The sequence below is a fragment of the Microbispora sp. ATCC PTA-5024 genome, from assembly GCF_000511135.2.
Lineage (GTDB): Bacteria > Actinomycetota > Actinomycetes > Streptosporangiales > Streptosporangiaceae > Microbispora > Microbispora corallina.
On sequence record NZ_KI866522.1, the window covers coordinates 300,049 to 310,365 of the forward strand.

Annotated in this window: 12 protein-coding genes; 4 read left to right on the forward strand and 8 right to left on the reverse strand. The window is 72.5% G+C overall.

Annotated elements, in window-relative coordinates:
- On the forward strand, positions 1 to 226 hold a 226-nt coding region (locus MPTA5024_RS01320), incomplete at its 5' end, for a universal stress protein (RefSeq protein ID WP_198166900.1).
- A gap of 185 nt (positions 227 to 411) precedes the next feature.
- Positions 412 to 1,464 (forward strand): sensor histidine kinase, encoded by a 1,053-nt coding sequence (locus tag MPTA5024_RS01325; RefSeq protein WP_157099242.1) that lies wholly within the window; start codon positions 412 to 414, stop codon positions 1,462 to 1,464.
- A gap of 78 nt (positions 1,465 to 1,542) precedes the next feature.
- Here MPTA5024_RS01325 and MPTA5024_RS01330 read toward each other — a convergent pair whose 3' ends face one another.
- Positions 1,543 to 2,034: a DUF1203 domain-containing protein gene (locus MPTA5024_RS01330; protein WP_198166901.1), complete on the reverse strand. Its 492-nt coding sequence runs from the start codon at positions 2,032 to 2,034 to the stop codon at positions 1,543 to 1,545.
- 188 nt (positions 2,035 to 2,222) lie between these two features.
- On the opposite strand from MPTA5024_RS01330, the gene MPTA5024_RS01335 reads away from it, so the two are divergent.
- Entirely contained in the window at positions 2,223 to 3,101 is an 879-nt protein-coding gene (locus tag MPTA5024_RS01335) for a universal stress protein (protein WP_051457580.1), read from the forward strand.
- A 12-nt stretch (positions 3,102 to 3,113) separates the two neighbouring features.
- On the opposite strand, the gene MPTA5024_RS01340 is transcribed toward MPTA5024_RS01335, so the two are convergent.
- The 7 genes from MPTA5024_RS01340 to MPTA5024_RS01370 all read right to left on the reverse strand — a co-directional run bounded on the left by MPTA5024_RS01340 (position 3,114) and on the right by MPTA5024_RS01370 (position 9,726).
- A complete protein-coding gene (locus tag MPTA5024_RS01340) occupies positions 3,114 to 3,935 on the reverse strand; it encodes a patatin-like phospholipase family protein (protein WP_051457581.1) in 822 nt (273 codons plus the stop codon).
- Positions 3,932 to 4,351, reverse strand: a complete 420-nt coding sequence (locus tag MPTA5024_RS01345; protein ID WP_036318891.1) for a PPOX class F420-dependent oxidoreductase — start codon at positions 4,349 to 4,351, stop codon at positions 3,932 to 3,934. Before MPTA5024_RS01345 ends, MPTA5024_RS01340 begins: the two co-directional genes overlap by 4 nt.
- Positions 4,352 to 4,468: 117 nt before the next feature.
- Positions 4,469 to 5,332, reverse strand: coding sequence for an EamA family transporter (locus tag MPTA5024_RS01350; protein ID WP_036318894.1), 864 nt, complete (start codon positions 5,330 to 5,332; stop codon positions 4,469 to 4,471).
- Between the two features lie 171 nt (positions 5,333 to 5,503).
- Positions 5,504 to 5,848 (reverse strand): RNA polymerase-binding protein RbpA, encoded by a 345-nt coding sequence (locus MPTA5024_RS01355; protein ID WP_036318896.1) that lies wholly within the window; start codon positions 5,846 to 5,848, stop codon positions 5,504 to 5,506.
- A gap of 124 nt (positions 5,849 to 5,972) precedes the next feature.
- A complete protein-coding gene (locus tag MPTA5024_RS01360; RefSeq protein WP_036318899.1) occupies positions 5,973 to 7,322 on the reverse strand; it encodes an MFS transporter in 1,350 nt (449 codons plus the stop codon).
- 13 nt (positions 7,323 to 7,335) lie between these two features.
- Positions 7,336 to 8,133, reverse strand: a complete 798-nt coding sequence (locus tag MPTA5024_RS01365) for a glycerophosphodiester phosphodiesterase (protein WP_051457582.1) — start codon at positions 8,131 to 8,133, stop codon at positions 7,336 to 7,338.
- A 147-nt stretch (positions 8,134 to 8,280) separates the two neighbouring features.
- Positions 8,281 to 9,726 carry an FAD-binding oxidoreductase gene (locus MPTA5024_RS01370; RefSeq protein WP_051457583.1) on the reverse strand — a complete coding sequence of 482 codons (1,446 nt, stop codon included), beginning with the start codon at positions 9,724 to 9,726 and terminating at the stop codon, positions 8,281 to 8,283.
- Positions 9,727 to 9,860: 134 nt separating this feature from the next.
- Here MPTA5024_RS01370 and MPTA5024_RS01375 point away from each other — a divergent pair.
- Positions 9,861 to 10,317 (forward strand): MarR family winged helix-turn-helix transcriptional regulator (locus MPTA5024_RS01375; protein ID WP_084369359.1); only part of this gene is annotated, 457 nt, incomplete at its 3' end.

Genomic DNA, 10,317 nt, shown 5'->3' on the forward strand with positions numbered 1-10,317 from the left:
GGTGCGACCCTGGCGCGGGCGTGGCGGCCCGCCTGTGGAGACGCGGGTGGTGCCGGGACGGCCGCTCGCGGCGCTGCTGACGGCGACGGGCGAGGCCGGGCTGCTGGTGGTGGGCTCGACGGGCACAGGCGGGGTGCGGGCGCGGCTGCTCGGCTCGGTCGGCCAGGCCCTCCTGGCGCGGTCGTCCGTCCCCGTCGCCGTCGTCAAGGCCGGCCGGCCCTCTTGACGCGGCCGTCGGCGAGACCCGGGCCGCGGCACCTGTGCGGGGGGCAAAGTCCCGGCACCGGCAACCCCATGCGGCCGCCGTACGTATAAGGAAGAGGGAACACGACAGGCAACGGGGGCATTCGCGGCGGCTGCCGGCCACAAGCACGGGCGGCCTGGTGCGGATGAGGTGTGGGGGACGTGGCCATGAGCCGTGACGATCGTGCGCGGGAGCGTGTGCGCCGGAGAGGGGTGGGGCGGCGCCGGGCGTTCCCGGGCCGCCACCTGACGGGCGGCGCCGTCGCCGGAGGAGCTGGTGAGGCCGCGGAGACCGGGGCGGAGACGTCGCCGAGGACGGGGAGGGGCACGGGACGGGCGTTCGCCGTGCGGCTCGTCCTCGCGGCCTGCGTCCCCGCGATGCAGGCGCTGGTCGGGTACGCGATCGGCGGCACGGTCCGCGAACGGCGGACCCGGCAGGAGATGGCCGCGATCAGCAGGCACCTGGCGGCGACCGCCGAGGGGCAGCTTCCCACGCCGGTGCCGCCGGGGCCGCTCGGACCCGACACCGCCCGGCTGGTGGAGAGCATCAACGCCACCATCGAGCTGTGCCGGCGGCTGGGATGGTTCGCCTCCGACCTGTCCCACGAGATCCGCAGCCCGCTCACCGCCCTGCGGGCCGAGCTGGAGGAGGCGGCCCTGCACCACGAGGACACCGACGTCCGGCAACTGGTCGAGCGCGCGCTGCCCAGCATCGACCGGGCCGAGGCCGTGGTCGCGAGCATGCTCATGCTGGCCCGCCTCCAGGCGTGCACCGACAGGGAGCGCGTCCGCGTCGACCTCGCCGACCTGGTCAAGAGCGAGATCGACGGGCGGGAGCGTCTCCATCCGGTCACCATCCGGGTCGCCGACCGGGTGGTGGTGCGGGCCGTTCCCGAGCAGGTGCGCCAGGCGATGACCAACCTGCTCGACAACGCCGAGCGGCACGCGCGCGCCCACGTGGAGGTCGAGGTGGCCCGGCGGGGACGCACGGCGCTGCTCGTCGTCGACGACGACGGCGAGGGCGTGCCCGAGGCCGACCGGCAGCGGATCTTCGACCGCTTCATCCGGCTGGAGGACAGCCGCCGCCGCGACGGGATGGGGGCCGGGCTCGGGCTCGGCATCACCCGGGCCATCGCCGAGGCCCATCACGGCGACGTCCGCGCGGAGGACCGGCCCGGGGGAGGAGCCCGCTTCGTGCTACGTCTGCCCGCCGCCTCCTGACCACCGCTTTCCGCGCGCTTCGGGGGGTACGGCGGGTGGGCCGCGGGTGTGCACAGTGGGCCGGGGGCCGCGCCGGGGTCAGGCGCGGCGCGCCTCGAACATGAAGCAGCCGAACTCGACGGCCCGCATGTGCACCACCGCCACGCCCGGGTCGTCGAACAGCTCGCCGAGCAGCGCGGACGCGGCGGACGCGTCGGCCGAGCGGCCGCCGTCGAGCAGGTGCCCGTCCAGGATCGAGCCGTCCGGCCGGTAGGCGCGCATCACGCGGTGCGGGCCGCCCATCGACTCCGGGTATCCGGGCTCGGGCCCCTCACACGGCTCGGCGTGCACGAACACCGGTCCCAGCTCCTCGTACGGGCCGGGATCGGCGCCCGTCTCGGCCGCCCAGCGCCGCAGCGGCGCGTACGACACCAGCATGATCGTCTCTCCGGGAGCCGAGCGGCGCAGGCAGCACCGCAACGGTGCGCCGCCCTCCTCGTCCGCGATCACCCGGGGCTCGCGCCCGGCGTCGTCCGTCTTCCTCAGCTGGTCCAGTACGGCGGGCTCGATGGCCCTGATCTCGAACTCCATGCCCGTCATCCTGCTCGCGCCGCGCCCGCCCGGCTGGCGGGAATCGGCCGGGGCGTTTGCGCTCAGCCGCCGTGACTCGCCGTGACTCGCCGTGGTTGCGCGGGGCCCCGGGACTCCAGTGCACGTCACACGCGGTCAGCCGTACGTCGGACGGGGGATGGGAGGGGCAGGGGGCGAAGGGGGACGCCATGATCGTGGTCGGGGTCGACGGCTCGCGCGCCGGGGTGGAGGCCGCCGTTTGGGCCGCGCGGGAGGCGGCGCTGCAGCACGCGCCGCTCCGGATCGTGCACGCCATACCGGACTGGGCCTGCCGGACGGCGGGCAAGGGCCCGTACGCCGAGGTGGCGGAGTGGATGCGGTCGGGGGCGGAGCAGGTGCTCGCGGGCGCGGCCGAGCGGGCGGAGGCCGAGGCGCCGCACGTGGAGACGGCGACGGCGATCCTGCCCGGCGACCCCCGCTCCGCGCTGATCGCCGAGGCCGCAGGGGCCGCGCTGCTGGTGGTCGGCAACCACGGGCTCGGTGGCTTCCGCGGTCTGCTGGTCGGCTCCGTCGCGCACGGTGTGGCGGGCCACGCGCCCTGCGACGTCGTGGTCGTCCGGACGGCGCCCGGCGAGCATGGCGGGGAGGTCGTGGCCGGGGTCGACGGATCACCCGCCGGCGGCCGGTCGCTGGAGTTCGCGTTCGCCGAGGCAGCCCTCCGGCACGCGCCCCTGCGGGCCGTCCACGCGTGGAGCCCGTTCGAGGGTCCGCTGCCGTCCGGGCCCCGCGACGAGGAGGGGGAGGCGCGGCTGCTGCGGGAGGCGCTGGCGGGGCCGCGGGCCCGGCATCCGGACGTGGCGGTGACCGAGGAGGTCGTCCGCGGGCACCCCGTGGACGCGCTGCTGCGGGCGTCGGAGGGCGCCGACCTGCTCGTCGTCGGCTCGCGGGGGCACGGGGCCTTCGCCGGGCTGGTCCTCGGCGCGGTCACCCAGCCGCTCCTGCACCACGCGACCTGCCCCCTGGCCGTCGTCCGCCCGGCGGCCCGGGAGACTCCCGATGCCGAGGACCGCGAGGGCCGTCTCCCGTGATCTTTGACCCCATCACATGATCACGGAGCTCGCCCTGATGCGCTCGGCGGCGTCGGAAGCCTGCCTGAGGCCGGCCTGATATGCGGGTGCCCAGGTGGCCCGGTCGGTGATGTCCGGACCGAACGCCTCGATCGCCTCGGCGTCAGGAACCAGCCGTATGACCACCCCCTCACCTGCCGCAATACCGTTCGTACCAGACAAATGTGCCATCGGCTCAGCGACGATCAACACATGCGCGTCACCCGCCAGATCGACGTTGATCCCGGCCCTGAGAGCACCGTCGATGTAACGACGACCCCCAATGGTGATCGGCGGCGCGGTCGCGGGGAAGGCAGTGCTGGCGGCCACGGCCTCAGGCAGCGATGCGGCGCCATGCCGGTCCCAGATCACCGCCTCGCCGGTCTCGGCGTCCACCGACGGGATCAGCAGCGGCGTTTCCGGCCATTGCCCTTGGCCGATCAGTGACCGCATCCGGGCGATGGCCGTCTCCTCGCCGCCGGTCGAGGCGGTGGCGGCGAGCTGACCGACCCGGCGCAGAGCCTCGGTCCGTTCAAGCCCCGTATCGCCGAGCGTCGCGAACACTTCCGCGAGTCTGTCCGGATCAGTCCGTACGCCGCCCTCGGGATCGGTCGGCGCAGGCAGCACGGCGAGCCGGTCGAGGTCCCCTCCACAAGCCAGAATCGCCCCCACGATGGCGCCCGCCGACGTACCCACGATCAGATCGGCTGCGCCCAGGTCCACCCCCTCGCGGCCCAGACCCGCCGCCAGCCCGGCCAGCCACGCCGTACCGACCGGGCCACCAGGCCCCAAGACGACCGCGCTCTCCACCGTCACTGACCGGCCTCCTCAAGCGCGATGTCCCGGACGTGAAGACCCGGCCGGTCCGGGTCGATGTTGTAGGCGACGATCCGGCGCGGGTGGATACGGATGAAGCTTGCGCTCACGTGCTCGTCCGGTGGTATGGCCGGCGACGCCGCCTGCGCCCGTCCCCGGATCTCCAGGAAGCGCACACCGGACGCCCCTTCACCCGCCACGTCGTCGACCACGAAAGACACATCCGGGCGGACCTTGATGTTGCGGAACTTCGCCGACGACTCCATTCCGAAGCCGAAGATGTCGATCGTGCCGAGATCGGCGTTGTGGTGGAACCCGACGGGTTTGTTCTGGGGGGTGCCGTCGGGCGCGACAGTTGCCAGCCGACCACGTTGCTGACAGGCCAGATACGTTTCCTCAACAGTGCTGAAAGCCATGGCTAGACCCTAAGAAGCATCAGCTGCACCTGCATCAGCCAAAAGCCCCGCCAGCTCTGGGACGAACGACCTAGGGCCCGTCGGGCTGGCGCCGCCGTACCCGGGGGCGGCGGCCGCTCAGGGGTGGACGAGTTCCAGGACCGCGATGCCGGCGACGACGGTGACGCCCGCCGCGACCCGCCGGCCGCCGAACGGCTCGCGGAGCACCAGCGCGCCGATCACGGCCGCGATGACGATGCTCGTCTCGCGCAGGGCCGCGACCGTGGCCAGGTCGCCGTGCGCCTGCGCCCACACCACCAGCCCGTACGCCAGCAGGGACAGCACCCCTCCGGTCAGGCCGCGTCCGGCCACGGGGCGCAGCCGGCGGATGAGGGAGCGGCCGTGCCGCGCCCACGCGACGAGCGGGAGGATCGGCCCCTGGAGGGCGAAGAGCCAGGCCACGTACCCGGCGACGGTCCCCGACTGCCGCACGCCCGTGCCGTCGACGATCGTGTAGGCCGCGATGAGCACCCCGGTCCCGGCGGCCGCCGCGAGCGCCGGCAGCTGGGCCCGTCCGGGCAGGCCGTCCGCCAGGGCCAGGCCGGCCAGGCCGCACGAGATCACCACGATGCCCGCGACGTCCTCGGGAGGCAGCGACCGGCCGAGCACGGTCGTCGACGCCAGGGCCACCAGCAGCGGCGACGTGCCTCGCGCGATCGGGTACATCTGCCCGAAGTCGCCCAGCTGGTAGGCCCGCAGCAGCAGGAACTGGTAGGCCGTCTCCAGCGCGGCCGAGACCGCGATGAACGGCCACGCCGCTGGAGCCGGCATCGGGGTGAGGCACACGAGAACGGCGGCGCACCCGGCCTGGGCGAGGCTGATCAGCGCGAAGCCGGCCAGCTTGTCCGGCACCTCGTGGGCCAGCCCGTTCCAGGCGGCGTGCAGCACGGCGGCGGCCAGCACCACGAGAGGAACGGCGGCCGGCGACGCGACCCCGGCCATGGCGCTCCCGCTGCTGTATCGAGACGGGTGTCACCCGCTCGTCCCCTTCGTCCCAGCAGTCTCCCACATCCCGTTGGTCCCGCTGGTCAGGAGGGGCGGACGGCCGGAGACAGGACGGCGCCCCCGGCGGGCATGCCGCCGAGGGCGCCGATCCGGCTGTCGCCGGGCGTCCTACGCGCTCTTGCGCCGCTGCTCCCGCAGGATGGCGAGGCGCTCGTTGAGGACCTCCTCGAGGTCCTCGATGGAGCGCCGCTCCAGGAGCATGTCCCAGTGCGTCCGCGGGGGCTTCGCCTTCTTCTGCTGCGGCTGCTCCGCGTCCACCCGCAGGGCCGGGCTGCCGCAGCTGCGGCACTCCCACGTCGTGGGGATCTCGGCCTCGACGGCGAGGGGCACGGTGGTGAGATGGCCCTTCGGGCACGTGTAGGACACCTCCTGGCGCGGCGCCAGGTCGGTGTTGCGGTCGTTCTCGTAGCTGGTCGCGCCGAGCCGGGTACCGCGAAGTGCACGCTCGCCCATGTTTCAAGCCTCCTGAGGTCCCCGCCTTAGAGGGGTTCGTTCGCCACCGCGTACAACGCCTGATACCGTGTGTGGATTCCCAGCTGAGACCTGATCCAATCGCGCTTTTTCCGTCCCTGTGGTCTCAGATGTGCTGCGGCACCTCGTTCCCCGCCTCGCGAACGGCCCGCGGAAGATTCACGGTCATGAGCAGCACGAAGCCGACCACGAAGAACACGATCAGCGAGACGATCGCGCTGCGGTAGCTGTCGGTGATCTGGAGCGCCAGGGTGAGCGTGAGGGAGCCCAGGAACGCCGAGCCCTTGTCGCTGATCTGGTAGAGGCTGAAGTACTCCGCCTCCCGGCCCGGCGGGATGACCAGCGAGTACAGCGCCCGCGACAGCGCCTGGGTGCCGCCCAGCACGATCGCGATGAGGAACGCGATGGCGTAGAACTGGACGGCCGCGCCCTCCTGGAGGAAGTACGCGACGGCGACCACGGCCGTCCACACCACGAGGCTGGCGAGCACCGTCCGCTTCATCCCGATGACCATGGCGAGGCGTCCGAGGGCGAGCGCGCCGCCGAACGCCACGAACTGCACCATGAGGATCGAGCTGATCTGGGTGGTCTTGCCCAGCCCCAGTTCCTGGTCGGCGTACGTCGCGGAGAAGCCGATCACCGTCTGGACGCCGTCGTTGTAGATCAGGTACGCGGCGAGGAACAGCAGCGTGCGGGGGTAGCCGCGCAGGTCGGCGATGGTCCGTCCGAGCTGGCGGAAGCTGCCGGTGACGGCCCGGCCCGCGGTCGCGTCGTGGGTGGCGACCGGCCGGTTGCGCAGCCGCAGCATCGGGATGACCGTGAAGGCGGCCCACCACATGCCGGCCGAGGCCAGGCTGACCCGTACGGCCAGGCCCGTCTCGACGGCCCCGGACAGGTACAGCACGAGGTTCACCGCGAGCAGGAGACCGCCGCCGAGGTAGCCGAAGCCCCAGCCCCTGCTGGAGATCGCGTCGCGCTCCTCCACCCCCGAGATCTGGGGGAGGAACGAGTCGTACACCACGCGGGCCGAGCCGTACACCACGTTGGCGAGCAGGAACAGCGCGCCGCCGAGCGCGTAGCCGCCCCCGGAGACGAAGTAGAACCCGAGCGTCGCCGCCGCGCCCAGGTAGGCGAGGAACGCCAGGATCTGCTTCTTGCGGCCCGTGTGGTCGGCCAGCGCGCCCACGACCGGCATGATCACGATCTGCAGCAGCACCGAGATCGTCACGAGGGCCGTGAAGTACGCCTTCGGCCGCAGGTCGAGCCCGAGGAACGACACGAAGCCGCCCTCGCCGCCGGCGGCCGTGGTCGCGACCGAGGTCAGGTACGGCCCCAGGAAGACGGTCAGGACCGTCGTCTGGAAGGCCGAGTCGGCCCAGTCGTACCAGTACCAGCCGCGCTGCTCGCGCCGCCGGGCGGCGGGCGCGGCCTCGTCGACGACCTGGGGGACGGTCATGCTCTCTCCTCGCCTACGGGGCGGTCGTGCGGGGGTGCCACTGGCCACGCGACTCCAGCACGTCGCGCAGGCCGCTGATGTTGTCCGTCATGATCCCGTCGACGCCGAGGTCGAGCAGGTAGGCCATGGTGACGGGGTCGTCCACGGTCCACACGTGCACCTGCATGCCGATCGCGTGGGCCGTGCGAACGAGCGAGCGGGTGGTCACCCGCAGGCCGCGGAAGCCGATCGGCACCTGGGCGCACGGCACGCCGGCGCGGGCGAGGCCGGCGAGGAGGCGGCCGTACCCGCCGCTCGCGGCGGCGGTGCGGAGGGCGGCGATGCCGCGCGGGCCGAGCGAGGAGCACACCTCGCGGCCCACGGCCCGGCGCGCCTGCGCGAGGCGAAGGTCGGAGAACGACGTGAGGCACACCCGGTCGTGGGCGCCGGTGCGGCGGATGGCCCGGGCCAGCGGCAGGATCGCCGCGGCCTCCTTGACGTCGATGTTGAACCGGACGTCCGGCCAGGTGCCGAGGAGGTCCTCGATCAGCGGGATCTCGTCGCGGCCGCCGATCCGCGCCTTGGCGACCTCCCGGTACGGCAGGTCCGCGATGCGGCCGGAGCGGTCGGTCACCCGGTCGAGCGTGTGGTCGTGGAAGGCCAGCAGGACGCCGTCGGCGGTCGCGTGGGCGTCGGTCTCCAGGTAGGAGTAGCCGAGCTCGACGGCCCTGGAGAAGGCGGCCATGGTGTTCTCGCGGCCCTCGGCCGCTCCGCCGCGGTGCGCGAAGGCGAGCGGCCCGGGGTGGTCGAGGAACGCGAAACGGCGGTGCACGAGCAGGAGTATGCCGGGTCCGGACCGGACCGTCAGCGCGGGGAGGTGAACATTTCAGTCACGGACCTCCCATCCGCGCCCCCGGTCGCCCCTGCAGCGACCGGGTGTCCCCGCCGAGGGACTGCCGGTCGTGTCGGCCGTTGCCGATCAGCGATGACGTTCAGGCTGATGTGGGTGTACGGCGCCGGCGGGTGGGATGTTGTGATTGAGCCGGAAAGTGTTGTCGGGATCGTAGACGGCCTTGATCTCGGTGAGGCGCTGGTAGTCCCTGGGTTCGTACGCGGATCGCACCTCCTTGGCGGCGTCCTCGCCGTTCATGAAGTTCAGGAGACGGCCGCCGGTGCTCCACGGGACGAGCGCTTCGAGCATGCGTTGGTGTGCCGGCCGAATGTCGGTGATGTCGGCGCGTTCCAGCCGGGAGATCACGTTGAACAGGTAGCGCGCGTCCCGGTTGCCCACGGCGTTGGCGATGGCCGGGGGGTGGGCGAGCCGTCCGCCGAGGTGACGCAGTTCGACGATGTGCGGCAGCGGCGCGTTGGGTGGGGCCAGGTCGAGGATGGTGCGTACGGCCGTGGTGTCGAGCTCGCCGAGCAGGGCGGTACCGGCCTCGATGAATCCGGGAAAGGGCGGATCGGCGTAGATGTACCCGGATTCCGTGTAGGGCAGCACGCCGAGGGTGTCGTTCATGGGGCCGAGTGCCCGCAACGGCTCGACCAGGTCCTCGGCGGCGTCGAGCACGTCCGCGGCGTAGGCGATGCGGACATGGACGGCCTGCCGGCCTCGTAAGGCCTCGGGGAACGCGGGGACGTCCGGGTAGGACATCTGCATGATCGATGAGCTCATCTCATCGGGCACGGTGGCCGTCCAGCGCAGGTAGGTGTCGAACACCTCGGCAGCCAGTTCGCCGGGGAACTGCAGGGATCCGCCGTAGAGGGTGGTGATCGGCACGAGGCCGACCTCGATGCCGGTCACCACCCCGAAGTTGTCCCGGCCGCCGCGTAGTGCCCAGAACAGGTCCGGGCAGGACTTCTCGGTGACATGCCGCAGCCGGCCGTCCGCCGTCACGACGTCGATGCTGCGCACGTGATCGGCGGCGTAGCCGTAGCGCCGGGAGAGCAGGCCGAGTCCTCCGGCCAGGGTGTAGGAGACCACGGCGAGGCCCGGATAGGAGCCGGACAGCGGCGCCAGCCCAGCGGGCGCGGCCTCGTGGATCACTTCGTCCCAGCGGGTTCCGGCGGCCACCCAGGCCGTCCTCGCCTCGGGGTCCACCCGGACACCCCTCATCCGAGTGGTGTTGATCAGCACTCCGCCCTCACCGGCGATGCCGGCTGACGCATGTCCGGTGCCCTGCACGGCGACCGGGAGCGCGTGGCCTCGCGCGAACTCCACCGCGGCCCGCACGTCCGCCGTTCCGGTCGCGCCCACCACGAGGTCGGGCCGATGCTGACGAGCGAGCTGGTACCCGGCCCGTTCGGTGTCGTAGCCCTCGTCCTCGGGTGTGAGCACGGGGCCTCTCACCCGCTTGGCCAGGGCCTCGACCTCGATCGGGCCGACGTCGGAAGGCTGAACGACGTGTGGGCGCACACTGCTCATGATCGTTTCCTCCGGGTTGCCGGTATCGGCACTCGACCGGCCGGAGCGGCCGTAGGTAGTAAGGCGACCTTACTATTTGGCCGCGCGGTATTGTCAAGTCGCCTGACGAATCACGACGGAATGGGGTGCCGGGGATGACGACGCGCGCCGGAACGCAGGGCGGCGAAGGTGTGAACAAGATCCCGCTTCCCGCCTTGTTCACGCAGGCCAAGGACGTCACGCTCGCCGTGCTGCATCGCCGGCTCGAAGAGGAGGGATTCGAAGGGATCCGTTACAGCCACGGCGCCGTTTTCCGGTTCATCGACGCCGAGGGCTCGCGGCTGACCGTGCTCGCCGAACGCTCAGGGCTCTCCAAGCAGGCGCTCGGCGAGGTGGTCACCGAGCTCGAGCGGCACGGCTACGTCGAGAGGACGGCCGATCCGGACGACCACCGTGCCAAGATCATCCGACTGACCGAACGGGGGATCAAGGCACGGGTCGCCGCCGCCCGAATCCTCGGGGACATCGAGCGGCGGTGGGCACAGCACCTCGGCCGGGATCGCGTCGCCGCCATGCGCACGACCCTGGAAGAGGTCGTCCGCTTCGAGAAGA

Bases quoted from the DNA above. Each gene is read 5' to 3' on its own strand.
- MPTA5024_RS01325 (WP_157099242.1), top strand. From the start codon at position 412: ATGAGCCGTGACGATCGTGCGCGGGAGCGTGTGCGCCGGAGAGGGGTG.
- MPTA5024_RS01330 (WP_198166901.1), bottom strand. From the start codon at position 2,034: ATGGAGTTCGAGATCAGGGCCATCGAGCCCGCCGTACTGGACCAGCTG.
- MPTA5024_RS01335 (WP_051457580.1), top strand. From the start codon at position 2,223: ATGATCGTGGTCGGGGTCGACGGCTCGCGCGCCGGGGTGGAGGCCGCC.
- MPTA5024_RS01345 (WP_036318891.1), bottom strand. From the start codon at position 4,351: ATGGCTTTCAGCACTGTTGAGGAAACGTATCTGGCCTGTCAGCAACGT.
- MPTA5024_RS01350 (WP_036318894.1), bottom strand. From the start codon at position 5,332: ATGGCCGGGGTCGCGTCGCCGGCCGCCGTTCCTCTCGTGGTGCTGGCC.
- MPTA5024_RS01355 (WP_036318896.1), bottom strand. From the start codon at position 5,848: ATGGGCGAGCGTGCACTTCGCGGTACCCGGCTCGGCGCGACCAGCTAC.
- MPTA5024_RS01360 (WP_036318899.1), bottom strand. From the start codon at position 7,322: ATGACCGTCCCCCAGGTCGTCGACGAGGCCGCGCCCGCCGCCCGGCGG.
- MPTA5024_RS01370 (WP_051457583.1), bottom strand. From the start codon at position 9,726: ATGAGCAGTGTGCGCCCACACGTCGTTCAGCCTTCCGACGTCGGCCCG.